At 69.8% G+C, this 26,027-nt stretch carries 15 protein-coding genes and 1 pseudogene; 14 read left to right on the forward strand and 2 right to left on the reverse strand.

Annotated features, from left to right (window positions below; translation table 11 throughout):
- Nucleotides 1-803: 803 nt before the first annotated feature.
- From araB to QQG74_RS15635, 9 genes are all read left to right on the forward strand, one after another.
- Nucleotides 804-2,489, forward strand: coding sequence for a ribulokinase (gene araB, locus QQG74_RS15595; RefSeq protein ID WP_341721011.1), 1,686 nt, complete (start codon nt 804-806; stop codon nt 2,487-2,489).
- Nucleotides 2,486-3,160, forward strand: coding sequence for an L-ribulose-5-phosphate 4-epimerase (locus tag QQG74_RS15600; RefSeq protein WP_341721012.1), 675 nt, complete (start codon nt 2,486-2,488; stop codon nt 3,158-3,160). The genes araB and QQG74_RS15600 overlap by 4 nt, the downstream gene beginning before the upstream one ends.
- A 151-nt stretch (nt 3,161-3,311) precedes the next feature.
- A complete protein-coding gene (locus QQG74_RS15605; protein ID WP_341721013.1) occupies nt 3,312-4,316 on the forward strand; it encodes an ABC transporter substrate-binding protein in 1,005 nt (334 codons plus the stop codon).
- A gap of 189 nt (nt 4,317-4,505) precedes the next feature.
- Nucleotides 4,506-6,047: a sugar ABC transporter ATP-binding protein gene (locus QQG74_RS15610; RefSeq protein ID WP_341721014.1), complete on the forward strand. Its 1,542-nt coding sequence runs from the start codon at nt 4,506-4,508 to the stop codon at nt 6,045-6,047.
- Nucleotides 6,044-7,117 (forward strand): ABC transporter permease, encoded by a 1,074-nt coding sequence (locus QQG74_RS15615; protein ID WP_341721015.1) that lies wholly within the window; start codon nt 6,044-6,046, stop codon nt 7,115-7,117. The genes QQG74_RS15610 and QQG74_RS15615 overlap by 4 nt, the downstream gene beginning before the upstream one ends.
- Nucleotides 7,114-8,103: a galactofuranose ABC transporter, permease protein YjfF gene (gene yjfF / locus QQG74_RS15620; protein ID WP_341721016.1), complete on the forward strand. Its 990-nt coding sequence runs from the start codon at nt 7,114-7,116 to the stop codon at nt 8,101-8,103. Before QQG74_RS15615 ends, yjfF begins: the two co-directional genes overlap by 4 nt.
- A 27-nt stretch (nt 8,104-8,130) precedes the next feature.
- Nucleotides 8,131-9,633, forward strand: coding sequence for an L-arabinose isomerase (gene araA / locus QQG74_RS15625; RefSeq protein WP_341721017.1), 1,503 nt, complete (start codon nt 8,131-8,133; stop codon nt 9,631-9,633).
- 443 nt (nt 9,634-10,076) lie between these two features.
- The gene (locus QQG74_RS15630) at nt 10,077-12,188 is read left to right on the forward strand and encodes a family 43 glycosylhydrolase (RefSeq protein WP_341721018.1); all 2,112 of its coding nucleotides are present in this window, start codon (nt 10,077-10,079) and stop codon (nt 12,186-12,188) included.
- A 400-nt stretch (nt 12,189-12,588) separates the two neighbouring features.
- The gene (locus QQG74_RS15635; RefSeq protein ID WP_341721019.1) at nt 12,589-13,578 is read left to right on the forward strand and encodes a LacI family DNA-binding transcriptional regulator; all 990 of its coding nucleotides are present in this window, start codon (nt 12,589-12,591) and stop codon (nt 13,576-13,578) included.
- 92 nt (nt 13,579-13,670) lie between these two features.
- On the opposite strand, the gene QQG74_RS15640 is transcribed toward QQG74_RS15635, so the two are convergent.
- Entirely contained in the window at nt 13,671-15,056 is a 1,386-nt protein-coding gene (locus QQG74_RS15640; RefSeq protein ID WP_341721020.1) for an endo-1,4-beta-xylanase, read from the reverse strand.
- 615 nt (nt 15,057-15,671) lie between these two features.
- On the opposite strand from QQG74_RS15640, the pseudogene QQG74_RS15645 reads away from it, so the two are divergent.
- Nucleotides 15,672-16,564 (forward strand): annotated as a pseudogene (locus QQG74_RS15645) (IS5 family transposase).
- A gap of 18 nt (nt 16,565-16,582) precedes the next feature.
- Here the strand turns inward: QQG74_RS15645 and QQG74_RS15650 are convergent.
- Nucleotides 16,583-19,324, reverse strand: a complete 2,742-nt coding sequence (locus tag QQG74_RS15650) for a beta-L-arabinofuranosidase domain-containing protein (protein WP_341721021.1) — start codon at nt 19,322-19,324, stop codon at nt 16,583-16,585.
- Nucleotides 19,325-19,580: 256 nt separating this feature from the next.
- Here QQG74_RS15650 and QQG74_RS15655 point away from each other — a divergent pair, with 256 nt between their 5' ends.
- The 4 genes from QQG74_RS15655 to QQG74_RS15670 all read left to right on the forward strand — a co-directional run bounded on the left by QQG74_RS15655 (nt 19,581) and on the right by QQG74_RS15670 (nt 25,961).
- A complete protein-coding gene (locus QQG74_RS15655) occupies nt 19,581-20,837 on the forward strand; it encodes an MFS transporter (RefSeq protein ID WP_341721022.1) in 1,257 nt (418 codons plus the stop codon).
- Nucleotides 20,838-20,852: 15 nt separating this feature from the next.
- Nucleotides 20,853-21,746 carry a bifunctional helix-turn-helix transcriptional regulator/GNAT family N-acetyltransferase gene (locus QQG74_RS15660; RefSeq protein WP_341721023.1) on the forward strand — a complete coding sequence of 298 codons (894 nt, stop codon included), beginning with the start codon at nt 20,853-20,855 and terminating at the stop codon, nt 21,744-21,746.
- Between the two features lie 49 nt (nt 21,747-21,795).
- Nucleotides 21,796-23,427, forward strand: a complete 1,632-nt coding sequence (locus QQG74_RS15665) for an isovaleryl-CoA dehydrogenase (RefSeq protein ID WP_341721024.1) — start codon at nt 21,796-21,798, stop codon at nt 23,425-23,427.
- A 422-nt stretch (nt 23,428-23,849) separates the two neighbouring features.
- On the forward strand, nt 23,850-25,961 hold the full coding sequence (locus QQG74_RS15670; protein WP_341721025.1) for a cellulose binding domain-containing protein: 2,112 nt from the start codon (nt 23,850-23,852) through the stop codon (nt 25,959-25,961).
- The last annotated feature ends 66 nt before the right edge of the window (nt 25,962-26,027 follow it).

A 26,027-nucleotide genomic window follows, 5' to 3' on the forward strand; every position in this document is an offset into this window, starting at 1 on the left:
CGTCACGCCGGCACTGGCCTGGTGACAGGGGGCCGGATCACCCGCACACAGGCCGCATCGATGTCAGCGATGTTATCGCTTACATCCAGTCCTGTAAATCGAGGACGGTCGCTGTCGGCGCGGGGGCTGGTTTCCACGCTTTGGTACGGACTCGTCACCGACTTTCGAACTCGCAGCTCAATCCCATGGATGGCGAGAGGTCGTACCGCAGCTATCGGTTGATCCAAAGTCCGACCTGCCGGATCGGATGACCTTGGGAGGCAAGCCCATTGTTAACGCTAATATTGGCGGCCGGTGGGCGGATGCCGGGTCCGGCGCGGGCCGGCTGCGGGGGCGTCGTACCGTCCGGAGGCGGGGCGCGCGTCGAGGCTGTGCGGCACGTCTGGGTCTGGCGCGACCATCGCTGGCCCCGGGGCGTCGCTGCCCGGGCTGTCCCGTCCGGACGGCCCGAACCGGCTCGAATCCGGTTGAACCGGCGGGGTCGTGGCCGAGGAATGCCGTCCCCGGTGTCGTCGACCGCCGCGCCGTGCGTCGTCGGAGACCACCCCCCGCGACGTCGGATCCCGCCCCGGTGTCCTCGGGTCGGGCGTTGCTGCGGCATCCGACCGTGGCTCGCGCCCGACATCGGTCCGGTCGGGCCGTGGCCGGCATCGTCCGGACCGGACGTTGTCGCAGCTCACGGCGGCGCGGGTGGGGTAAATCGGGCAGTCCGGCACTCCGTTACGGAGCTGTTGCCGGCAGGTGTCTTGACGGCATCTGATGTGAGCGTTAACACTGAGGTTCGTCATCGGCCGGAGGTGAAGATGAGCGGTGTGGACGAAGCGGGCGACCGGTACGTCGTCGGGGTGGACTACGGAACCTTGTCCGGACGGGCCCTGGTGGTCCGGATCCGAGACGGTGCCGAGCTGGGAACCGCGGTGCACGAGTACCGCAACGCGGTCATCAGCTCCGCCCTGCCGGACGGCGGCACGCCCCTACCACCCGACTGGGCGTTGCAGGATCCCGAGGACTATCGCGAGGTACTCCGGCGGGCCGTGCCGGCGGCGGTGGCCGCGGCCGGCGTCGATCCGGCCCACGTGGTCGGGATCGGCATCGACTTCACCGCCTGCACGGTCCTGCCGACGCTCGCCGACGGCACCCCGCTGTGCGAGGTGCCGGAGCTGCGGCAGCGCCCGCACTCCTGGGTGAAGCTCTGGAAGCACCACGCGGCCCAGCCGCACGCCGACCGGATCAACGCCCTGGCCCACGAGCGGGGCGAGCCGTGGATCGGCCGGTACGGCGGCAAGATCTCCGCCGAGTGGCAGTTCGCCAAGGGCCTTCAGCTCCTCGAAGAGGACCCGGAGGTGTACCGGCGGGCCGAGCGTTTCATCGAGGCCGCCGACTGGATCGTGTGGCAGCTCTGCGGCGTCGAGACCCGCAACGTCTGCACGGCCGGCTACAAGGGCATCGTGCAGGACGGCAAGTACCCGTCGACGGACTACCTGACCGCGCTGAACCCCGACTTCGGCGACTTCGTGGCCAAACTGGACGGTCCGTTGCTGCCGCTTGGCGACAAGGCTGGCGAGTTGACCGCCCAGGCGGCCGACTGGACCGGGCTGCCGGCGGGGATCGCGGTGGCGGTCGGCAACGTCGACGCCCACGTCACCGCCGCCTCCGCGCAGGCGCTGCACCCGGGCCGGCTGGTGGCGATCATGGGAACCTCCACCTGTCACGTGGTCAACGGTGAGCACCCGGCCGAGGTGGCCGGAATGTGCGGCGTGGTCGACGGCGGTATCAGCGCCGGTGCGTGGGGCTACGAGGCCGGGCAGAGCGGTGTCGGCGACATCTTCGGCTGGTTCGTCAAGCACGCCGCACCGGCCGAGGTGGCCTCGCACGAGCGGCTCACCGAGCTGGCCGCCGCGCAGCCGGTCGGTGCTCACGGGCTGGTCGCGCTGGACTGGTGGAACGGCAACCGCTCGCTGCTGGTCAACCACGATCTCAGCGGGATGATCGTCGGGCTCACCCTGGCCACCCGGCCGGAGGACATCTACCGGGCGGTGCTGGAGGCGACGGCGTACGGCACCCGGATGATCATCGAGGCGTTCGTCGAGGCGGGGGTGAGCGTCGACGACCTGGTGATCGCCGGCGGCCTCACCTCGAACAAGCTGCTGATGCAGATCTACGCCGATGTCACCAACCGGCCGCTGGGCATCATCGGCTCCGCCCAGGGGCCGGCGCTCGGCTCGGCGATCCACGCCGCAGTGGCCGCTGGCGCGTACCCCTCGATCCACGAGGCGTCGCAGGCGATGGGACGGGTGAACGAGGCGGTCTACCGGCCGGACCCGGACCGGGTACGCGCGTACGACGCCCTCTACGCCGAGTACCGGGCGCTGCACGACCACTTCGGTCGGGGCGCCAACGACGTGATGCTGCGCCTGCGGGCCATCCGCAACGCGGCGGTCGAGTCGGCCGCGTCGCAGCACGAGACCGCGCTGGAGGTGGTCGCATGACCGAGCGTGAGTTGCGCGAGACCGTCGCCCGCCTGCACGGCGAGCTGACCCGGTACGGCCTGGTGGCCTGGACGGCCGGCAACGTCTCCGCCCGGGTACCCGGCCGGGACCTGATGATCATCAAGCCCAGCGGCGTCGACTACGACGACCTCACGGCGGAGAACATGGTGCTCTGCGACCTGGACGGCGTACCTGTCGAGGGGGAACTGTCGCCGTCCAGCGACACCGCCGCGCACGCCTACGTCTACCGCGCCATGCCCGAGGTCGGCGGGGTGGTGCACACCCACAGCACGTACGCGACCGCCTGGGCGGCCCGCGGCGAGTCGATTCCCTGCTATCTGACCGCCCAGGCCGACGAGTTCGGTGGCGAGATCCCGGTCGGACCGTTCGCGTTGATCGGCGGCGACGACATCGGCAAGGGCATCGTCAGCACCCTCACCGGGCACCGCTCGCCGGCGGTGCTGATGCGTAACCACGGTGTCTTCACCATCGGGTCGACCGCCCGGGCCGCGGTCAAGGCGGCGGTGATGTGCGAGGACGTCGCCCGGACCGCGCACCTGGCGCGTGCGCTCGGTGAACCGATACCGATCGCACCGGCCGACGTCGACGCCCTGTACGCCCGCTATCAGAACGTGTACGGCCAGCGTCCCGCACCGTCGGCCAACCCCTGACCCGGTCCCGGGCCACCGGCGGCCCCGGACCGACCGCGCATCACCCACGCAACCCGATCGCACCACCCCTGCACCACCATGCCGCACCACAACCGCCACCCGCGCAGCTCGCGGGTGGCGTGGCACCCGCAACCCCACCCGAGGAGTACCGATGAGAAACATGCAAATGTCCCTCGCGCCTCGGCGCGCCGTCGCGGCCCTGGCCGCCCTGCTGCTGGCCGGCAGCGTGGCCGCCTGCGGCAACAGCGACACCGGATCAGGCGACGGCGGCGGCGACGACAAGATCGTCATGGGCTTCTCCCAGGTCGGCGCGGAGAGCGGCTGGCGTACGGCCAACACCAACTCCATCAAGGAGGCCGCTGCCGAGGCGGGCATCGAGCTGAAGTTCGACGACGCCCAGCAGAAGCAGGAAAACCAGATCAAGGCCATCCGCAACTACATCCAGCAGAAGGTCGACGTGATCGCCTTCTCGCCGGTGGTGGAGTCCGGTTGGGACACCGTGCTCAAGGAGGCCAAGGATGCCGGCATCCCGGTCATCCTGACCGACCGTGCCGTGGACTCGGCCGACAAGTCGCTCTACAAGACCTTCCTCGGCTCGGACTTCGTCAAGGAAGGCCGGCTGTCGGGGGAGTGGCTGGTCGAGGAGAAGAAGGCCGCGACCGGTGACGTGAACATCGTCGAGTTGCAGGGCACCACGGGCTCGGCCCCGGCCAACGACCGCAAGAAGGGCTTTGCCGAGGCGATCGCCGCGGACCCCAAGCTGAAGGTCATCGCGTCCCAGTCGGGTGACTTCACCCGGGCCGGCGGCAAGCAGGTCATGGAGCAGTTCCTGAAGGCCCACCCGAAGATCGACGTGCTCTTCGCGCACAACGACGACATGGGCCTGGGCGCGCTGGAGGCGATCACCGCCGCCGGCAAGGTGCCCGGCAAGGACATCACCATCATCACCATCGACGCGGTCAAGGACGGCATGCAGGCCCTGGCCGACGGCAAGTTCAACTTCATCGCGGAGTGCAGCCCGCTGCTCGGGCCACAGCTGATGGACCTGGCCAAGAAGGTGCACGCCGGTGAGGAGGTGCCGCCGCGGATCGAGACCGAGGAGACCACCTTCACCCAGGAGCAGGCCAAGGAGGCACTGCCCAACCGGAAGTACTGATCGACGCCCGGGGTCGCCGCGTTGACCGTGGCGGCCCCACCGCGTCGCTTATTTTCCCGACGGACTGGGCGTCTGGCCCGACAAACCCGTGCCACGTCCGCCCGGTCGACCCACAGGTCGGCCGGGCGGACGTGACGGGAGCGCCGTGACCCATCCGTACCGATAGAACCCAGAAGAAGGTCTGATGGGATGACGGATAGTCGTCCGGTCCTGACGATGACCGGGATCAGCAAGTCCTTCCCCGGGGTGCGCGCACTCCACGACGTCGACTTCCGGCTCTTCCCCGGTGAGGTGCACGCCCTGATGGGCGAGAACGGTGCCGGCAAGTCGACCCTGATCAAGGTGCTGACCGGGGTGTACGGCATCGACGAAGGCACCATCACCCTGGGCGACGAGCAGGTGGCCTTCAGCGGACCGATGCAGGCCGCCGCCGCCGGGGTCAGCACGGTCTACCAGGAGGTAAACCTCTGCCCGAACCTCTCGGTGGCGGAGAACATCTTCATCGGCCGGGAGCCCCGCCGCTTCGGTGCCGTGCGCTGGGGCGAGGTCCGGCGGCGCGCCCGGCAGTTGCTGGCCCGGCTGGATCTCGACATCGACGTGACCGCGCCGGTGGCGAGTTATTCGCTTGCGGTGCAGCAGATGGTCGCCATCGCCCGGGCCATCGACGTGCAGGCTCAAGTGCTGATCCTGGACGAGCCGACCTCCAGTCTGGACGCGGGCGAGGTGGCACAGCTGTTCCGGATCATGGGGCAGCTGCGCGACGAGGGGATCGCGATCCTCTTCGTGACCCACTTCCTCGACCAGGTCTACGGCATCGCCGACCGGATCACGGTACTGCGTAACGGCACCCTGGTCGGCGAGTACCCGACCGCCGAGCTGCCGCAGCTCGCCCTGGTCGAGAAGATGATCGGCAAGGAACTCGACGTCCTCGAACGGATCGAGGAGCACCCCCGGCGGGAGCTGGCGGCGCTGGAGGGTGGCACCCCGTTCGTCGAGGTCTCCGAGTTGGCCCGCAAGGGGGCGGTCGCCCCGTTCAGCCTGACCATCCACGCCGGTGAGGTGGTCGGTTTGGCCGGCCTGCTCGGTTCCGGTCGTACCGAGGTGGCCCGGCTGTTCTTCGGTGCCGACCGGGCCGACCGGGGCCAGGTCGCGGTGGGCGGCAAACCGACAAGCCTGCGTAACCCGGTGCAGGCCATCGAGCAGGGCATCGGGTTCTGTTCGGAGAACCGCCGCGCGGAGGGAATCATCCCCGACCTGACGGTGCGGGAGAACATGATCCTGGCGATGCAGGCGGCTCGGGGCTGGCTGCGTCCGATCCCGCGTCGCCGCCAGGACGAGCTGGTCGATCAGTACATCAAGGCGTTGAGTATCCGGCCGGCCAACCCCGAGGTGCCGGTGCGCAACCTCTCCGGCGGAAACCAGCAGAAGGTGCTGCTGGCCCGCTGGCTGATCACCGAGCCCCGACTGCTGATTCTGGACGAACCGACCCGCGGCATCGACATCGGCGCCAAAACCGAGATCCAGCGGCTCGTGGTGCAGCTCTCCGACGGCGGCATGGCCGTGCTCTTCATCTCCGCCGAGCTGGAGGAGGTGCTGCGGCTGAGCCACAAGGTCGCGGTGATGCGGGATCGGGAGATGGTCGCCCAGCTCAGCAATGACGACACCGTGGACGCGGACCGGGTGATGCAGACTATCGCCAGCGGTTCCCAACGGGAGGGGGCGGAGCAGTGACCGACAGCAAGGACCGCTACCGGGCCATCCTCGGTCACCGGCTCTTCTGGCCGGTCGCCGTGCTCCTGGTGCTGTTGGCGGCCAACACCATCTACCGGCCGGGCTTCCTGGCCGTCGAGGTGAACAACGGCCACCTGTACGGCACGCCGATCGACATCCTTCGGCTGAGTGCGCCGCTGATCCTGGTCGCGCTGGGCATGACCCTGGTCATCTCCACCGGCGGCATCGACCTGTCGGTCGGTTCGATCTGCGCGATCAGCGGTGCCATCGCCTGCCTGCACATCAGCCAGGCACCGGACCAGAACAACATGACCACGGTGGTCACCGCGATCGCCATGGCGCTCGGTGTCGCGCTGGTGCTCGGTGCCTGGAACGGCGTGCTGGTCTCCGTGATCGGCATCCAACCGATCATCGCCACGCTGATCCTCATGGTGGCCGGCCGGGGCATCGCCCAGTTGGTCACCGAGGGCCAGATCATCACCATCAACTCCGGTCCGTACCGGGCGATCGGTCTGGGGCACTTCCTGACCCTGCCGCTGGCGATCTTCATCGCGCTCGGCGCGGCGCTGCTCGTCGCGGCGCTCACCCGCCGTACCGCGCTCGGCATGATCATCGAGTCGGTGGGTGGCAACCGCGAGGCCAGCCGGCTGGCCGGCATCCGCTCGGCCCGGATGGTCTTCCTCGTCTACGTGGTCAGCGCCGTGTGCGCGGCCATCGCCGGCTTCATGATGACCGCAAACGTCTCCAGTGCGGACGGCAACAACGCCGGTCTCTGGGTGGAACTCGACGCGATCCTCGCGGTCGTCATCGGTGGCACCTCGCTGGCCGGCGGCCGGTTCTACCTCGGCGGCACGATCCTCGGCGCGCTGATCATCCAGACCCTCACCACGACGGTGTACGCCATGAACATTTCCCCGCAGACGGCGCTGCTCTTCAAGGCGGTGGTCGTCATCGCGGTCTGCCTCATCCAGGCACCGGCCTTCCGGGCCAAGTTCAGCCGGCGCCGGCGCGGCGCCTCGACCCCGCCGGCCCCGTCGGCACAGCGGCAGAAGGAGGAGGTGACGGCGTGACCACGACCTCGCTGACCACCGGGCCGAGGTGGGCCCGGCTGCCCCGGCGGCACGTGCCGGTGCTGGTCACCCTCGTTCTGCTGCTGGTCATGTACGGCATCGGCGTGTCCCAGTACCGGGCCTTCTCCAACATCCAGGTCATCTTCAACGTCTTCATCGACAACGGTTTCCTGCTGGTGGTCGCCGTGGGGATGACCTTCGTGATCCTCACCGGTGGCATCGACCTGTCGGTCGGTTCGGTGGTGGCGATGACGGCGATGGTCTCGGCGTGGTTGCTCCAGTCCGGCATGCCCGCGCTGCCGGTGCTGGTGATCGCGCTGCTGATCGGGCCGACGCTCGGCTTCCTGATGGGCTGTGCGATCCATTTCTTCGATCTCCAGCCGTTCATCGTCACCCTCGCCGGGATGTTCTTCGCCCGCGGCATGTGCACCTTCATCAGCGACGCCTCGATCCCGATCACCGACGGCTTCTGGACCACCATGTCGCAGTACCGGATCGGCGATCCCCGGGGCAACTTCGTCTCGATCAGTGTGCTGGTCGTGCTCGTGGTGGTGCTCATCGCCGCGTACGTGCTGGCGTACACCCGGTTGGGGCGCAACGTGTACGCGATCGGCGGCAACCCGCAGTCGGCGCTGCTGATGGGGCTGCCGGTGGGGCGTACCCGGATCGCGGTCTACACCATCAGCGGGCTCTGCTCGGCGATCGGTGGGATCCTGCTCTCCTTCTACACGCTCTCCGGGGCGCCGCTGATCGCGGTCGGCATGGAACTCGACGTGATCGCGGCCGTCGTGATCGGCGGAACGGTGCTCACCGGCGGCTCGGGCTACATCTTCGGCACCGTGCTCGGTGTGCTGGTGCTCGGCGTGATCCAGACGCTGATCACCTTCGACGGCAGCCTCAACTCCTGGTGGACCAAGATCGTGATCGGAGGACTGCTCTTCGCGTTCATCCTGTTCCAACGCCTCATCGGCATCCGCTACAAGTAACCGCCCCTCTCGCGGAAGGCAACTCCCATGGCAACACACCCCCAACCCGAGGTCTGGTTCCTCACCGGAAGCCAGGCACTGTACGGCGAGGACACCCTCCGGCAGGTGGCCGAGCAGTCCCGTCAGATCGCCGCCCTGCTCGACGACTCGCCGCACATCCCCGCCCGGGTGGTCTGGAAGCCGGTCCTGACCACCAGTGCCGACATCCTGACGATCTGTCGGGATGCCGCCGTGCAGGGAGCGGTCGGGGTGATCGCCTGGATGCACACCTTCTCGCCGGCGAAGATGTGGATCTCGGGGCTGGACGCGTTGCGGACACCGTTGCTGCACCTGCACACGCAGGCCAACGTCCGGCTGCCGTGGGACGAGATCGACATGGACTTCATGAACCTGAACCAGGCCGCCCACGGCGACCGGGAGTTCGGTTTCGTTCAGACCCGGCTCGGGGTGGCCCGCAAGACGGTGGCGGGGCATGTAAGCGATCCGCGCGTCGCGCAGCGCGTCGGCGCCTGGACCCGGGCGGCGATCGGCTGGTCGGCCATGCGGTCGCTGCGCCTGGCCCGCTTCGGCGACAACATGCGCGACGTCGCGGTGACCGAGGGGGACAAGGTCGAGGCCGAACTGCGCTTCGGCGTCTCGGTCAACACCTACGGGGTCAACGACCTGGTCCGGGTGGTCGACGAGGTCACCGACGCGCAGATCGACGATCTGGTCAAGGAGTACGACGACACCTTCCGGGTCGCCGCCGAGCTGCGGCCCGGCGGTGAGCGACACGACTCGCTGCGGTACGCGGCCCGGCAGGAGATCGGCCTGCGGACGTTCCTGGACGCCGGTGGGTTCCGCGCCTTCACCACGAACTTCGAGGACCTCGGCGGGCTGCGGCAGCTGCCCGGCATCGCGGTGCAGCGGCTGATGGCCGACGGGTACGGCTTCGGTGGGGAGGGAGACTGGAAGACCTCCGTGCTGGTGCACACGCTCAAGGCGATGTCGGTGGGCACCAAGGGTGGCACCTCCTTCATGGAGGACTACACCTACGACCTCACCCCCGGGGAGGAACTCATCCTCGGCGCCCACATGCTCGAGGTGTGTCCGACCATCGCCGCGGACGTGCCGAACGTGGAGATCCATCCACTGAGCATCGGCGGCCGGGAGGATCCGGTCCGGCTGGTCTTCGACGCCGAACCCGGCCCGGCGGTGGTGCTCGGCCTGGCGGACATGGGTGAGCGGTTCCGGCTGGTGGCAAACGAGGTCGACGTGGTGCCGCCGCCGCAGCCGCTGCCCCGGCTGCCGGTGGCCCGGGCCGTCTGGCGGCCCCGCCCGCACCTGGCCGGCTCGGCCGAGGCCTGGATCACCGCGGGCGCTCCGCACCACACCGTGCTCTCCCGGGCGCTGGGTGTGGAGGAGCTGCACGACCTGGCCGAGATGGCGCGTACCGAACTCGTGGTCATCGACGCCGACACCGAACCCCGGCGCTTCGCCGCCGAGCTGCGCTGGAACCAGGCGTACTACCGGCTCGCCCGAGGGTTCTGAGCGCACCGCGCGTCCGGCGGGCCGGGTCCACTGTGTGTGGAGACCCGGCCCGCCGATGACCACGCCTGAGGTGCGCCCGCGCGCCGCCCGGCGAGGCGCACCGGATGCCGCCCGGCGACCGCCCGATCCTGCCCACCGCACCGTCGGCGTTGGCCCGTGCGGTGGGCTCCCGTACGCCTGCGGTCCGCTCGTTCGTCTCGGGCAGGTTTCGTCTTGACTAACGGCCTGTTATCGCTCACAGTCGATACTTAAGACGGACGATATCTCTGGCTGGCCGGGCCGTTAGCGTCGCGTCAAGGGCGAAACACACGTCTGCGCCTCCCCATGGGCAGGGAGGCTTTGTTAGCGATCACATGCCGCTCGCCGGCGGCGCCAAGGGCGCTGCGGTGAAGACCGCGCTTGTCGATGGTCGATACGGCACCTCGTTCCGTGGAAGGAAGGGCATGGCTACCTTGGACGGGATCGCACCACCTGCGCCGGGCCGGCGCAGGTGGCTGTCGCGGGTTGCCGCTGCGGCGGTGGCGGTGGTGGTGGGCGGCACGGTGGCCGCGGCGGTGGTCTCGACGCCCGCGGCGGCGGCGACGGTCGACACCAACGCCTGGTACGTGCTGGTCAACCGCAACAGCGGTAAGGCCCTGGACGTGTACAACCTGGCGACGAACGACGGTGCGCGGATCACGCAGTGGACGCGCAACAACGGAAACCAGCAGCAGTGGCAGTTCGTGGACTCCGGTGGTGGTTACTACCGGTTGAAGTCGCGGCTGTCGAACAAGGTGCTGGATGTCTACAACTTCTCGACCGCCAACGGTGCGTCGATCGTGCAGTGGACGGATCACAACGGGACCAACCAGCAGTTCCGGTTGGCCGACTCCGACGGTGGTCACGTCCGGTTGATCAACCGGAACAGCAACAAGGTGCTGGAAGTACAGAACGCCTCCACCGCCGACGGTGGCAACATCGTGCAGTACGACGACTGGAACGGCGCCAACCAGCAGTGGCAGCTCGTCCGGGTCGACGGCGGGACCAACCCCACGCCGGGGCCGACGACGCCGCCGCCGGGCGGGAACTTCACCAACCCGGTGGTCTGGCAGGACTTCGCCGACGTCGAGGTGATCCGGGTCGGCGACGTCTACTACCTGACCGCCTCCACGATGCACTACTCGCCCGGCGCGCCGATCCTGCGCTCGTACGACCTGGTGAACTGGGAGTTCGCCGGGCACTCGGTGCCTCGGCTGGACTTCGGCACCAAGTACGACCTGCCTCCCGGGCAACAGGCGTACGTGGAGGGCATCTGGGCCTCGACGTTGGCCTACCGGCCGAGCAACCGGACGTACTACTGGGCCGGCTGCATCGGGTTCTCGCAGACGCACATCTACACCGCCACGGCCGTGGACGGCACCTGGAGCCGGCACGCCACGCTCCCCAACTGCTACTACGACGCCGGCATGCTCATCGACGACAACGACACCATGTACGTCGCGTACGGCAACGGCACGATCAGCGTGGCCCAGCTCTCCGCCGACGGGCGCAGCCAGGTGCGGTCCCAGCAGGTCTACCAGACGCCGTCGAGCATCGGCACCCTGGAGGGTGCCCGCTTCTACAAGCGCAACGGCGCCTACTACATCTGGTTGACCCGACCCGCCAACGGCCAGTACGTGCTGAAGTCCACAAACGGACCCTTCGGCCCGTACGAGCAGCGCCAGGTGCTGCTCAACATGCAGGGCCCGATCGCCGGCGGTGGGGTGCCCCACCAGGGCGGGCTGGTGCAGCTGCCGAACGGCTCCTGGTACTACATGGCGTTCACCGACGCGTACCCGGGCGGGCGGATGCCGACCCTGGCTCCGATCACCTGGACCGCCGACGGCTGGCCGCAGGTGCAGACGGTCAACGGCGCCTGGGGTGTCAACTACCCGAACCCGCTGCCGCTGCGCCCGGTCAAACCGCTCACCGGCGTCGACACCTTCGCCGGCACCACCCTCGGTCCGCAGTGGGAGTGGAACCACAACCCGGACAACAGCAGGTGGTCGGTGAACAACGGCCTGCGGCTCCAGACCGCCACGGTGACCAACGACCTCTACCAGGCGCGCAACACGATCACCCACCGCATCCAGGGGCCGACCTCCACGGCGACCGTCGAGCTGGACTACTCGACGATGCGCGACGGTGACCGTACCGGGCTGGCCATGCTGCGGGACGTCTCAGCCTGGATCGGGGTCCGCCGCGACAACGGGGCGACCCGGGTCGTGATGACCAACGGGCTGAACATGAACAGCAACTGGGACACCACCAGCACCGGCAGCGAGATCGCCAGCGCGTCGGTCTCCGGAGGCCGGATCTGGCTGCGCGCCAACGCCGACATCCGGCCCGGTTCCGGCCGGCAGGCCCGCTTCTCGTACAGCACCGACGGGGTCAACTTCGTCCCGCTGGGCAACGCCCTGACGCTGAACAACAACTGGACCTTCTTCATGGGATACCGGTTCGCCATCTTCAACCACGCCACTCAGGCCCTGGGCGGCGCGGTTACCGTGCGACGCTTCGAGTTGGCCACGCCGTGACGGCTGTCGTCCGGCGTCCTCGCGGCGGGTGCGGCGCTCTCCTCCGGCAGCGCCGCCCACCGGATAGGGGGGTCACCGGCAACCGGTGACGCGCGGGTGGCGCCCGCCAAGCGCCACCCGCGTACCCTGCGCGGCCCGTGCCGTACTCCCGCCGAGAGTGCGGCACGGGCCCTCGCGCGTGCCGGTAGCGGTCGGTCCCGGCACGCCTGGCTGGCCTGTCCGCAATCGATATCGTTGCTGGCGTACACTGTCCGTGATCTAGCGCAGGCCATCCGGCGGGCACGGGCCGGCGTGGGCGCCGCGAGAGGGATCGTGAACTCAAGCCGCTCCGGTCAGCGTCGACGGGCCGCGGCGACCCACGGGCATGCGGGAGTGTGAGATGGCCGTACGCGATCCTGCGATGACGGACGTGGCTCGCCTCGCTGGCGTCTCTCACCAGACGGTTTCGCGAGTGCTAAATGGCCACCCGAACGTGCGTGAACAGACCCGGCTGCGGGTCCAGGCGGCAATCGCCGAACTCGGCTACCGGCCGAACCGGGCGGCCCGGGCGCTGGTCACCGGCCGCTCTCAGGTGATCGGCGTGGTCGCGCAGAACACCACCCTCTACGGCCCGGCGTCCCTGCTGGCCGCCCTGGAGCAGACGGCCGCCGAGGCGGGCTTCGCGGTGAGCGTGGGCAGTGTGCGCGACCTCGACCACCGGTCGATCTCCGCGGCGGTCGAGCGACACCTGGCGCACCGGGTCGCCGGCATCGTGGTGATCGCGCCGGTGGAGTCGGCCGGTGAGGCGCTGGAGCGGCTGCCGAAAGAGGTTCCGCTGGTCACCGTCGACGGTGATCCCCACCGGCCGATGCCGTTGGTGACGGTCGACCAGGCCGCCGGTGCCCGCGCCGCCACCCAACATCTGCTCGACGCCGGGCACCGTACGGTCTGGCACGTTTCCGGGCCCTCCGACTGGTTCGACAGCGCGGGCCGCATCGAGGGTTGGCGGGCGGCGCTGCTCGCGGCGGGAGCGGAGATCCCGCCGCTGGTGCCGGCGGACTGGTCGGCGGCGGCCGGTTACCGGTGCGGGCAGATGCTGGCCCGGATGCCGGATGTCACCGCGGTCTTCACCGCCAACGATCACCTCGCCCTCGGGGTGCTGCGGGCCCTGCACGAGCACGGCCGCCGGGTGCCGGACGACATCAGCGTGGTGGGTTTCGACGACGTCCCGGAGGCCGCGTACTTCATTCCGCCGTTGACCACCGTGCGGCCGGACTTCGACGCGGTGGCCCGGGCGAGCCTGGACATGCTGCTGGCACAGATCGAGTCGGACAGCGGCGGCGCGCTCCGCGAGACCATCGCCCCGTGCCTGGTCTCCCGCCGCAGCGTAGCGCCCCCACCCCGCCGCTGACCCACCCCAGGCTAGGGTTGATCAAGAGGTTCTGGTCGAGCTGTTCCCGACCAGAACCTCTTGATCGACATTCCTCGGCGTGGGTCGGTGGGTCAGGATGCGGTGCAGGTGGGAGTGCCGGAGGGGCCGCTGCCGGTGCCCTGGAAACCGAACTCCGTGTTGCCGCCGGCGCTGATCTGCCCGTTGTAGCTGACGTTGCTGAAGTTCACCGTTCCGCTGCTGCCGCTGGCCTGTGCGTTCCAGGTGCCGGTGACCGCCGTACCGCCGGGCAACGCGATCCGTACGGTCCAGCCGCGGATCGCGGCGTTGCCGGCGGTGACCCGGACGGTGGCCACGAAGCCGCCGTTCCACGAGTTCAGCGACACCGACGCGGAGCAGGCCCCGCCACCGGGTGGCGGCGTGCTGGTGACCGGCGGCGGTGCGGTGGTGGTCGGCGGCGGGGTCGGCCCGCTGACGCTGTTCAGCGCGTTGAGCACCGAGTTGTACGCGGCCTTCTTGTTACCGTTGCGGTCGAACAGCAGCGGGTTGTCGGATCGCCAGGATGCGGCGTCCCACACGCCCCAGGTGGTGATGCCGGTGCAGCGGGCCACCGCCAGGCAGGCCCGGGTCACCCGCTCGTAGATGCTGGCCTGGTTCGCCCCCTCGGCGACGTCCAGCTCGGTGATCTGCACGTCGACACCGAGGTCGGCGAAGCGTTGCAGGTTGGCCTGGTAGTCGCTGGCCAGCGTGGTGCCCAGGTGGGACTGGAAGCCGACGCAGTCGATCGGCACGCCACGGGACTTGAAGTCGCGCACCATGTTGTAGATGCCTGTCGACTTCGCGTTGATCCCGTCGGTGTTGTAGTCGTTGTAGCAGAGCCTGGCGTTCGGGTCCGCCGCACGCGCGGTCCGGAACGCCACCTCGATCCAGTCGTTGCCGGTGCGTTGCAGGTTCGAGTCCCGCCGGCCGCCGCTGCCGCCGTCGGCGAACGCCTCGTTCACCACGTCCCAGGAGTGGATCTGCCCCCGGAAGTGGCCGGCGACCCGGTTGATGTGGTTGACCATCGCGTTGCGCAGCGCACTGCCGGAGAGGTTCTGCGCCCAGCCGGGCTGCTGCGCGTGCCAGACCAGGGTGTGGCCCCGGACGGACATCCCGTTGGCCCGGGCGTGTGCGACGAGCCGGTCGCCGCCGGTGAAGTTGAAGGTGTTCTGCTGGGGCTCGGTGGCGTCCCACTTCATCTCGTTCTCGGCCACGATCGAGTTGAACTCGCGGTTGAGGATCGTGGTGAAGGAGGTGTTGGAGAGCTGGAACGAGTTGGCGGCGGCGCCGAAGTAGCGCCCGCTCTGTGCCGCCGCCGCGCGCAGCGTGCTGGCGGCGGCGTTGGCGGCGGGCGCGATCAGCGCGGTGGAGGCGAGCAGCGCGGCACCGGCCGCGACGGCAAGCACGACGGTACGCGGCCGGATTCTCGGTGTCCCGGCGGTACCGGTTCGGTTCTTCATGGACAGGGCCTTTCCAGGTGGTGGTGGATGCTGCGGTCAGCAGCGGTGGGACCCGATTCGGGCACGGCGGAACCGCGCCGAGGCGTGTCGTGGCGCGTCGGTGCCGGAACGAGCGGAAAGCTGCGTCGACCCCTCGTGGCAGCCGGCTGTCACGAGGCGAATCGGTGATGCCTACCCGTCGAGGTGGCCCTTCCACGCGAAAAGTCAGCGCGCGGCGCCTCACGGATGTGGACCCGGACAGGTCGCCGGGCGGTCGGCGGAAACCGCCTCGGCCTGCTGGCCGGCGACCTCGGTGCGGAGTGTGCCCGTAACTCCTTGGCCAAAAGCTAACATGTTATCGATAACACGCTCAAGTGATGGCAATGAATTCGACGCGCTCCGCCCGGCGGACGCAAGCGCGCCAGCCACCACCGACGACACGGGGGCGCGTCCGGCGGAGCCAGGGCCCCGGGGACGCGCCCGATCCGCGACTACCGCCTCCTAGGGCGTGTGTCGAAGTCGGTGGCAGGGCTTGAGCTGCCGGCTTGAGGATCTTCGTGTGTCGGTGTTCGAGATGTAGCGAGGTCTCCGGTATCTGGTTCAGCGACCAAGCAGAACCCGAACACCGGAGACCTCGTGGATACCCTAGCGGTGGCGAGGCGGCACGACTTGACCGACGCACAGTGGGTGGCGCTGGAGCCGCTGCTGCCTGTGGGGCGTAGGCCAGGTCGGCCGTCGGTATGGACGAAACGGCAGCTCATTGATGGGATTCGGTGGCGGATTCGGGTCGGTGCCCCGTGGCGGGACGTGCCGCAGTGTTATGGGTCCTGGGCTGCGGTGTACGGGCTGTTTCGGCGTTGGCAGCGTGATGGGACCTGGGCGAGGATCCTGACGGTGTTGCAGGCGGTGGCTGATGCGTCCGGACGCGTCGTCTGGGACGTGTCGGTGGACTCGACGGTTGCCCGGGCTCATCAGCACGCCGCCGGGGCGCGTAAAAGGGGGATCTGCAGGCCGAGCCGCCGGGCGGGGTCATGGTCGAGCCGACCGATCACGCGCTTGGGCGGTCGCGGGGTGGGCTGACCACGAAACTGCATCTGGCCTGCGAGCAAGGGCGCAAGCCGTTGTCGATCGTGTTGACCGCTGGGCAGCGTGGGGACAGCCCGCAGTTTGTGGCGGTGCTCGACGGGATCAGGGTGCCCCGCCTCGGCGGCGGCCGGCCCCGAACCCGCCCGGACCGAGTCTTGGCCGACAAGGCGTACACGTCCCGAGCTAACCGCCGCTACCTGCGCCGACGCGGCATCGCCGCGACGATCCCGTCAAAGGCCGACCAAGACGCCAACCGGCGCAAGAAGGGGTCCAAGGGCGGCCGGCCACCGGCCTTCGATCCCGAGCGGTACAAGCAGCGTCACGCCGTGGAATGCGGCATCAACCAGCTCAAACGCTATCGAGCCGTAGCGACTCGTTTCGACAAACTCGCCGTCCGCTACGAAGCTACCGTTCACATCGCCGCGATCAACGAGTGGCTGTGACCGACTTCGACACAGGCCCTAGATGAACCGCCAGCGGTGGTCGCCGGCGCCGTTGTCGTCCCAGAGGATGATCTGAGTGCCCTGGCTCGACGAGGCGTTCTGGACGCCGAGAACGCGCCCGCCGTTGGCGGACTGGATCCGGAAGTAGCCGTTGGCGCCGTAGCGCAGCCGCCAGCGGTTCGCCGTCGAGCCGTTGTCCGCCCACTGCACCACCCGGGCACCGTTGCCGCTGCCGCCGTTCTCCACGCCCAGCACCTTGCCGCTGTGCGAGTTGCGCAGCCGCAGGTAGCCGCCGCTGTCCACGAGCGCGGTCCAGAGGTGGTCGGCGGTGCCGGTGTCGCCCCACTGGATCACCAGGCCGCCGTCGGCGGTGGACATGTTCTGTACGCCGAGCACCAGACCGGTGGCCAGGTTCTGGATTCGCCGGGCACCGTTGGGCAGGAACCGCCACTGGTTGTCCGGCGTACCGTTGTCGGGATCCTGCACCACCCGGGCGCCCTGCGCGGTGGAGCCGCCCAGCACGGCAAGCAACTTGCCGCTGTGCCCGTTGCGGATCTTGTGCGAGCCGTCGCCCGCGTCCACGATCGTCCACCGGTGGTCCGCGGTGCCGGTGTCCGACCATTGCAGGACCTGCGCGTTGTCGGCGGTGGACATGTCCTGTACGCCGAGCACCTTGCCGCTGTTGGCGTTGCGGAACCGCACCGCGTTGCCGTCCACCACCAGCTGCCAGTCGTGGTCCAGCGTGCCGTTGTCGGCCCACTGCAACGCCGGGGCGCCGTCGGCGGTGGACATGTTCTCGATGCCCAGCACCAGGCCACTGGCGGCGTTGACCAGGCGGAAGGTGGCCCCGGCCGGGCCGGTCTGGCCGCCGCTGCTCCAGTAGACCGTGTAGTTGTGCCCGTGCGCGTCGTAGAACGGGATCAGGTTGACCTGTGACCCATTGGCGGTGGCGGTGAAGTTCAGCGCCGAGGTGCTGGTGCGGGTGACCGAGGAGACCGCCAGCGCGGGCAGCGCCGACAGCGCGGTGTTGCCGTAGTTGCCGGAGAGCACCGCCGGGCCGTACCGCAGCGCCACCACGTTCGGGTTGTCGTTCGTCGGCTCCGCGACGACCCGCATCGGCAGCCGTACGGTCACGGTGTCGCCCGAGGTCCAGGAGCGGGTGAGGGTGGCGTACGTGCCGGGCGTGGTGGCGATGTTCTGCTGGGTGCCGTTGACGCTGACCGTGGCGCCCTGGGTCCAGCCGGGGATGCGGATCCGCATCGTCCACGAGCCGCCGACACTGCCGGTCACGGTAAGCGTGCTGGTGTCGCTGGCCGGAAAGCTTGTGGACTGGGTGACCGTGATGCCGCGCTGGGACCAGGTCAGCACCGAGGGCATGAAGAGGTTCACCGTCAGCGTGCTGCCGTTGTGGAAGTAGATCGAGTCCATCAGCGTGGTGTTGCTCTCCAGCCCGGTGCCCTGACAGCACCAGAAGGAGTTGTAGTCCGTACTCCAGGTGCCGCCGCCCCAGGCCGGTCCCACGCCGCGCCGACCGCCCGGTTGCAGCGGCGTGAAGTAGGTGATGTGCCCGTGGTTGTCGGCCGGGTTCTGCGCGCCGACGAGGTGGTTGAGCAGGGCCCGCTCGTAGAAGTCGAAGTACGCCACCCGGTTCGGGTCGAGCAGCCACAGTTCCCGGGTCAGCTTGAGCATGTTGTACGTGTTGCAGTGCTCGCAGGTGTCGTTGCGCAGGAACCCGGAGATGGCGTTCGGCGCGCGGAAGTGTTCGGCCTGGCTGTTGCCGCCGATCGCGTAGGTGCGGGTGTTGACTGTGATGTTCCAGGCGTTGCTGGCGATGTCCCGGTAGCGGGTGGTGCCGGTGGCCTTGAACTCCCGGGCGGCGCCGATCCACTTGGGGATCTGGGTGTTTGCGTGCAACCCGTTGAGCTGGTCCTGATTCGAGGCCAGTGGGTTGAACACGGCGGCGTGGTCGAAGCGCTGGGCGGCGGTCAGCCAGCGGGCGTCACCGGTCTGCTGGTACAGGTCGGTAAGCACCGCGTTCATGCCGCCGAACTCGGTGCCCAGCATGGCCTGCATCTGCGCCGAACTGAGCCGGCCGGTACGCCAGTCGACCCACCCGGCGAAGGCCAGCAGCACGTCGCGGGCCTGGGTGTTGCCGATGTGTCGCCACACGTCGAGCAGCCCGGCCAGGGTCTTGTGGATGGCGTAGTACGGCACGTTGCCGTTGTTGAGGGTGCGGTTCTCCACCGCGGTGAAGTCGGACTCGGGGAAGCCGCACAGATACCCGGGGTTGAACCCGGCGGCGGCGTTGTTGGCCTGACACTTGGCCAGCTCGGCGACCATGTAGTTGGCCTTGTCCCGGCAGTTGGTGTCGCCGAGCACGGCCCACATGTACGACCAGGCGGTCAGGAAGTGCCCCTGGGAGTGGGTGCGGAACGGGAAGTTGGGGGCCTCCCAGCCGCCGGTCGCCGCCGCGCCGCCGGTGGAGAGGCGGTGGTTGGCGCGGAAGTTGTAGAGCAGCCGATTGACGTCGACGAAGCGCAGGTAGTTGAGGGTGCGGTTCTGGTTGTCCAGCCAGCGGCTGGCGGTCAACCGGACCTGGCCCATGTCGAACGCGTACGCGCCGACGCCGATGTCGGGTCGGGCCGGGGGGATCGCCGCGCTGGCCGTACCGCCGCCCAGGGCGGGGCCGACCGTGCTGGCGACGGCAGCCGCGCCGGCGACCTGGAGTACGCGCCGACGGTTGAGGGACGGGTAAGGCATGGCGGCCTCCGGAATGCCGGGCGATTGGTTGATGGGAAACCATCGATGTTATCGCTAACATAGTGAGTCGTTAACAGCCACGCAACCCTCCCGTCCCGCTACGACACATCGCGGAAACCGAGCCGTGCGGCGTACCCGCCCTGAAGGGTCGGTCGATGCGCCGTCGACTTGACCCTCCAGTCGGTCGAGGCCGGACAGTGCCGACGGCACGGCACCGGCGTCGCATTCGCCCGGTGGGCTCGATCGGCGGGGAGGCATGGTGGCAGTGACGACCGGCAGTCAGGCGGTGCCCCGGCGATACTGGGCCTGGCTCGGTGGTGCCACCCTGTCCCTGCTCGGCGTGCAGACCATGGCGTTCGCGATGGCCTGGGTGGCGGCCGGACACGGCGGTCGCTTCGCCGCGCTTGTGTTCACCGCGATCGCGCTGCCCCGGGTGCTACTGCTGTTGGTCGGCGGCGCGGTGGCCGACCGGTTCGGCGCCTGGGCCGTCCTGGTGGTCACGGACGCGGTGATGATCGTCGTCATGGTGATGCTGGCCGCCGTCGTGTGGTCGTCGACCGATCCGCGGCTGCCCCTGCTGCTGGCCGCCCTGGCCATCGGGATCGTGGACGCGTTCCACCTGCCGAGCACCGGTGCGATGCCCCGGCGGCTGGTGCCGGCGCCCGCGCTGACCCGGGCGATGTCGGCCCGTCACCTGGCCGCCCAACTGGCCCTGTTCGGGGGACCGGCGGCGGGCGGCCTGGTCCTCGCCGCGGTCGGGCTCGCCGGGGTGGCGCTGGCCAACGCCGCCACGTTCGCGGTGCTGCTGGCGGTGCTGGTGGCGCTGCGATCGCACGCGACGCACGCACCGGACGCTGCGGCGTCCGAATCGACGCAGCCGGTGTGGCGAGCTGCCCTGGACGGGCTGCGGGTCGCCGCCTCGCATGCCGTGCTGCGACCCGCGCTGCTGCTGGTCGGCGTCGCCGCCGGCTTCCTGCTGCCGGTCACCGGGCTGCTCGTGCCGTTGCTGGCCCGGGAGCGGAACTGGCCGCCGCAGGTGGCCGGTGCGACGGTCGCGGCGCTGGCGCTGGGCACGGCGACCATCGCGGTACTCGTGCTGGCGTGCGGTGGGCTGGCCGAGCCCGGTCGGGCGGCCGGTGCCGGCCTGATGGTGGCCGCCGTCGGCGTGGCCGCACTGGCGATCGCCGGCTCGCCGCCGGCCGCGATCGCGGCCGGGGCACTTGTCGGCCTCGGATCGGGTGGGTTCGTCACGCACATCGGTCCACTGGTGCTTGCCGCCACCCCGGCGAGCCACCTGTCCCGGGTGCAGGCCGTGCTCGCGCTCGTGCAGAACCTGCCGCTGCTGGTCACCGCCAACGTGCTGGGCTCGCTCGCCGAGACGGTGGGTGCCGCGGCGGTGCTGTCCGGCTGCGCCGGGGTGCTGGCGGCGGCTGCCCTGGCCGCACTGGCCTCCGCCGCCCTGCGGCACTCGGACCCGGCTGACCGGGCGACTACCACCAACCGCGATGTCTGACTAAAGTCAGCAATCATGGATCGCCAACTGGTCGACGTGGTGCGGCGCTTCAGCCGCACGGTGACCCAGCGCGTCGGTGCGCTGGACGACAGCTACCTCGCCCGTGACCGGCCGTTGGCCCAGTCGCGCCTGCTGTGGGAGATCGGTCCGGCCGGTGCCGAGGTCGCGGCGCTGCGGACCCGGCTGGACCTCGACGCCGGCTACCTCAGCCGGCTGCTGCGCACGCTTGAAACGGCCGGCCTGGTGGTGGTGGGCCCGACCGGCGGGGACGGCCGGGTGCGTACCGCCCGACTCACCGAGGCCGGCCGGATCGAGTGGGACCTGCTCGACCGGATCTCCGACGAGCTGGCCTGGTCGATGCTCGCGCCGCTCAGCGACGGCCAACGGGGCCGGCTGATCACCGCAATGGGCGAGGTGGAGCGGCTGCTGATGGCCTCACTCGTCACCATCGAGGTCTGTCCACCCGCTGATCCACGGGCCCGGGCCTGCCTGCGGGCGTATGTGGCGGAGTTGGCCGAGCGCTTCGACGCCGGCTTCGAGTCCGGCGCCGACGACGGCCAGGAATTCGTCCCGCCGGCCGGGGTGTTCCTGGTGGCCACGCTTGCCAGCGAGGCGGTGGGCTGTGGCGGGCTGCGGCTGAGCCCCGGTGAACCCGCCGAGATCAAGCGCCTCTGGGTGTCCCGGTCGGTACGCGGACTCGGCGTCGGCCGGCGGCTGCTCGGCGAGTTGGAGCAGTGCGCGGCGGCGGCCGGAGTCGACGCCGTTCACCTCGACACCAACCGCAACCTCACCGAGGCGATCCAGCTCTACCGCAGCGCGGGCTACCACGAGATCCCGCGTTACAACACGAACCCGTACGCCCATCACTGGTTCGCCAAGCGTCTGGCCGGTGTTGCCGGCGACAACTGAACGATGGTTCAATTCTCGGTTCACCCGTCACACGCTTGGAGTCTGTCCGGTGACCACACACGAGGTGTTCAACCAGGTTCCGCCGCTTGTCGACTACGACACCGCGGCTGACCCGGCGCTACTCGACGGGCTGGCCCGCGAGGGCGCCGGCTGGGCCACCGACGAGGTGCGTGCCCTCGGCCGGCTCGCCGGCACCGAGGAGGCGATCGAGCACGGTCGGCTGGCCAACGAACACCCGCCGGTGCTGCGTACCCACGACCGCTACGGGCACCGCATCGACGAGGTGGAGTTCCATCCGTCCTGGCACGAGCTGATGCGTACCGCCGTGGGTCATGGCCTGCACGCCGCGCCCTGGGCCGACGACCGGATCGGCGCGCACGTCGCCCGGGCCGCGAAGTTCTACACCTGGCGCACCGACGCCGGCCACGGGTGCCCGATCTCGATGAGCTACGCGGCGGTGCCGGCCCTGCGGCACGCCCCGGACCTGGCCGCGAGCTACGAGCCGCTGCTCACCGCCACCACGTACGACTTCGGGTTGCGGGCGCCGTCGACCAAGCGCGGCCTGCTGGCGGGCATGTCCATGACGGAGAAACAGGGCGGCTCGGACGTACGCGCCAACACCACGAACGCCCGCCCGCAGCCGGACGGCAGCTACCGGCTGGTCGGGCACAAGTGGTTCACCTCCGCGCCGATGTGCGACCTGTTCCTGACCCTGGCCCAGGCGCCGGGCGGGCTGACCTGCTTCCTGGTGCCGCGCGTGCTGCCCGACGGCACCCGCAACCCGATGCGGCTCGTGCGGCTGAAGGACAAACTGGGCAACCGGTCCAACGCCTCCAGCGAGATCGAGTACGACGAGGCGGTCGCCTGGCGGGTCGGCGACGAGGGTCGGGGCGTACGCACCATCATCGACATGGTCAACCTGACCCGCCTGGACTGCGTGATCGGCGCGGCGGCCGGCATGCGGCAGGGCCTGCTCACCGCCGCCCACCACGCCGCCCACCGGCGGGCCTTCGGCCGGTACCTCGCCGACCAGCCGTTGATGCGTAACGTCCTGGCCGACCTGGCGGTGGAGTCGGAGGCCGCGACGGTGCTGATGATGCGCCTGGCCGGTGCCACCGACCGGTCCGCCCGCGGCGACGCGACCGAGACCGCCTTCAAGCGGATCGCCCTGGCCGTCGGCAAGTACTGGGTCTGCAAGCGGTGGCCGGGTCATGCCGCCGAAGCTCTGGAATGCCTCGGCGGCAACGGCTACGTCGAAGAGTCCGGCATGCCGCGCCTGTTCCGCGAGTCGCCGCTGAACTCGATCTGGGAGGGCTCCGGCAACGTCGCCGCGCTGGACGTACTGCGGGCGCTGGCCGGTCAGCCCGAGGTGCTGGCGGCGTTCCAGGCCGAGGTGGCGCTCGCGGCAGGTGCCGACCGTCGACTGGACGCCGCCGTACGCCAGGTGCAGGCCGCCCTGAACGACCCGGCCGACCTTGAGCTGCGGGCCCGCCGGGTGGTCGAACAGTTGGCCCTGGTGCTCCAGGGTGCGCTGCTGGTCCGGCACGGCCACCCGGCCGTCGCCGACGCCTTCTGCGCCTCCCGCCTGGCCGGGGACCACGGCCACGCCTACGGCACCCTGCCCGCCGGTGTCGACTTCGCCGCCATCATCACCCGCGCCACCCCCAAACTCGCGCCATAGAAGATCTTGGGCGTTCTCGGCCCCCATAGGGGCGACTTCGGTCCATGATTCACAGCGGCAGGTCCAGCGTCCGAGGTGGGCGCCGGGCGGGGACCCGGTCGGTGAAACGGTGGTGTGGGACGCCGCCGACGTACGCGCATACGCGGAGCGGCGCGGCCGGCGGCTCGCGGACGAGGAGCCGCAGTAGCCGGGGGGCAGTTAGTCGCCCCACCCCGTAGCGCCTCCCGGCATCCTTGTGGGATTTTGGTGTGTCGATGCGTTGTCGCGCGCGCGAGTGGCCGTCGCCCAAATGGGCAGCCGGGGCCGTCATGGCCTGCGGCGGGTGACGGCAGAGGAGTTCGTCGTTCTCTCGACCGTTCATGGCCGGGCCTGCGAAGGCCCGGCCATGGACGGCTCTCGCCCGTGATCAGCGAAGGACAACCATGAGAGTTTCGAACAGGCACGGTGTTCGATCATTTGCCCTACCACTGTCCCTGACCCGGCGTGGCCGCGCGGCACTGGTGGCCGGCCTGCTGCTCGGCACGAGCGTGCTGACCGGCGTCAGTGCTCCGAGCGCCGGTGCGGCGACGGCGCCGGTGACCGTCACCGTGAACGCCCGGGCCGGACTGGCGACCATGCCCGCCACCGGGCTCGGCGTCAACCACGCCATCTGGGACCAGTACCTGGCCACGAACGAGACGTCCGACCTGCTGCGTGATGCCGGGGTACAGATGGTGCGTTACCCCGGTGGCTCGTACGCCGACATCTACCACTGGCGTGACCACACCGCGCCCGGCGGCTACGTCGCACCCGGCACCGACTTCGACAGTTTCATGGCCGCGGCCCGGCGGGTCGGTGCCGAGCCGATGATCATCGCCAACTACGGCACCGGTACGCCGGCCGAGGCCGCCGACTGGGTGCGGTACGCCAACGTGACCAAGCGGTACGGCGCGCGGTACTGGACGGTCGGCAACGAGAACTACGGCAACGGGCACTACGGCGCTGCCTGGGAGGCCGACCACCACCCCGACAAGAGCGCCACCTACTACGCGAACCTGGTGGTCTCCTACGCCGAGGCGATGAAGGCCGTCGACCCCACAATCAAGGTCGGCGCGGTGCTGACCATGCCGGCCAACTGGCCGGACGGCCTGACCGCGGGCGACGATCCAGGTCCGTGGAACAAAACAGTGCTCTCCATCGCCGGGCCGAAGATCGACTTCGTCGACGTGCACTGGTATCCGGGCGGCAGCGCCGCCGAGTCGCTGCCCCGCACCAGCCACATCACCGACGCGGTGCACCTGCTCCGGCAGCAGATCACCCGGTACGCCGGCCCGGATGCCGCGCGCATCGGGATCAGCCTCACCGAGGTGAACGTGACCGCCGACGGCATGACCAGCCAACCCGCCGCGCTCTTCCTGGCCGACGCCTACAGCGGGCTGCTCGCCAACGGCGTCTTCACGGTGCACTGGTGGAACGTGCACAACGGCATCGGCCGGGTGACCACGGTGGCCGGGCAGACCGACTACGGCGATTTCGGCCTGCTCTCCAGCGGCACCTGCACCTCGGACGGCACGGTCTGCGAACCGCCGGTGAACACGCCGTTCGCCGCCTACCACGGGCTGTCCATGATGAGCCGCTTCGCCCGGACCGGCGACCAGTTCATCCGCGCCGGCTCCGACCAGCCGATGGTCACCGCGCACGCGGTGCGGCGCGGCAACGGGGAGGTGGCGGTGCTGCTGGTGAACAAGGACCCGGAGAACGAGTACCCGGTCACCATCGACTACGCCGGCTTCGCCCCGTCGAGCGCGGCACCGACGGTGCACACCCACACCAACGGCGCCACCGCCATCACCACCAGCCAGAGCGGCAGCGCGACCAGCCGGACCCTGCCGCCGTACTCGCTGACCACCCTCGTGGTGCGTCCGGCGGCTGCCGCGACCGGCCTGCCCGGCGCACCCGGGCAACCCACCGTCAGCGCGGTCACCGACCGCAGTGCGACGATCTCCTGGCCGGCGGCCACCCCGGGCACCAGCCCGATCGCCAAGTACGAGGTCCACCGGCAGTACGGGACGGTAAGCGAGCAACTCGGCGAGACCTCGGGCACCTCGCTCACCGTCGGCAACCTCAACCCCGGCAGCAGGTACACGGTAAACGTGCTGACCCGCGACACCGCCGGTCGGGTCTCCTGGGCCTCACCGCCGTTGACCTTCACCACCGGCAGTCCGGCCGAGAGCGCCTGCGCCATCCGCTTCACAAACGACACCGACTGGGGCAACGGGTACGTGGCGACGGTGGAGATCGCGAACAACACCGAGCGGCCGATCAACGGCTGGACGCTGACCTGGACCTGGCCGACCACCTGGCAACAGGTGGGCAGCGGCTGGAACGCCAACTGGACGCAGGTCGGCAGCAACGTGCGGGTGACCAGCAACGACGACAGCCGCCAGATCGCCGCCGGAGGCACGGTGAGCGTCGGGTTCGTCGGGGAGTACAGCGGACCGAACGTCGTGCCGACCGCCTTCCGGCTCAACGGCACCCTCTGCACCGCACGCTAGATCCCGCAGCAACCGAGCAACGACCGGTGCCCCGGCCGAGAGTGGCCGGGGCACCGGGGGGACGGG

The sequence above is a fragment of the Micromonospora sp. FIMYZ51 genome (assembly GCF_038246755.1).
Lineage (GTDB): Bacteria > Actinomycetota > Actinomycetes > Mycobacteriales > Micromonosporaceae > Micromonospora.

Excerpts from the sequence above, each read along its gene's own strand:
- QQG74_RS15650 (WP_341721021.1), bottom strand. The coding sequence starts at position 19,324 with ATGCCTTACCCGTCCCTCAACCGTCGGCGCGTACTCCAGGTCGCCGGC.
- QQG74_RS15605 (WP_341721013.1), top strand. The coding sequence starts at position 3,312 with ATGAGAAACATGCAAATGTCCCTCGCGCCTCGGCGCGCCGTCGCGGCC.
- araA (WP_341721017.1), top strand. The coding sequence starts at position 8,131 with ATGGCAACACACCCCCAACCCGAGGTCTGGTTCCTCACCGGAAGCCAG.
- QQG74_RS15610 (WP_341721014.1), top strand. The coding sequence starts at position 4,506 with ATGACGGATAGTCGTCCGGTCCTGACGATGACCGGGATCAGCAAGTCC.
- QQG74_RS15600 (WP_341721012.1), top strand. The coding sequence starts at position 2,486 with ATGACCGAGCGTGAGTTGCGCGAGACCGTCGCCCGCCTGCACGGCGAG.
- QQG74_RS15670 (WP_341721025.1), top strand. The coding sequence starts at position 23,850 with ATGAGAGTTTCGAACAGGCACGGTGTTCGATCATTTGCCCTACCACTG.
- QQG74_RS15655 (WP_341721022.1), top strand. The coding sequence starts at position 19,581 with ATGGTGGCAGTGACGACCGGCAGTCAGGCGGTGCCCCGGCGATACTGG.
- QQG74_RS15635 (WP_341721019.1), top strand. The coding sequence starts at position 12,589 with ATGACGGACGTGGCTCGCCTCGCTGGCGTCTCTCACCAGACGGTTTCG.
- QQG74_RS15630 (WP_341721018.1), top strand. The coding sequence starts at position 10,077 with ATGGCTACCTTGGACGGGATCGCACCACCTGCGCCGGGCCGGCGCAGG.
- QQG74_RS15660 (WP_341721023.1), top strand. The coding sequence starts at position 20,853 with ATGGATCGCCAACTGGTCGACGTGGTGCGGCGCTTCAGCCGCACGGTG.
- QQG74_RS15640 (WP_341721020.1), bottom strand. The coding sequence starts at position 15,056 with ATGAAGAACCGAACCGGTACCGCCGGGACACCGAGAATCCGGCCGCGT.
- araB (WP_341721011.1), top strand. The coding sequence starts at position 804 with ATGAGCGGTGTGGACGAAGCGGGCGACCGGTACGTCGTCGGGGTGGAC.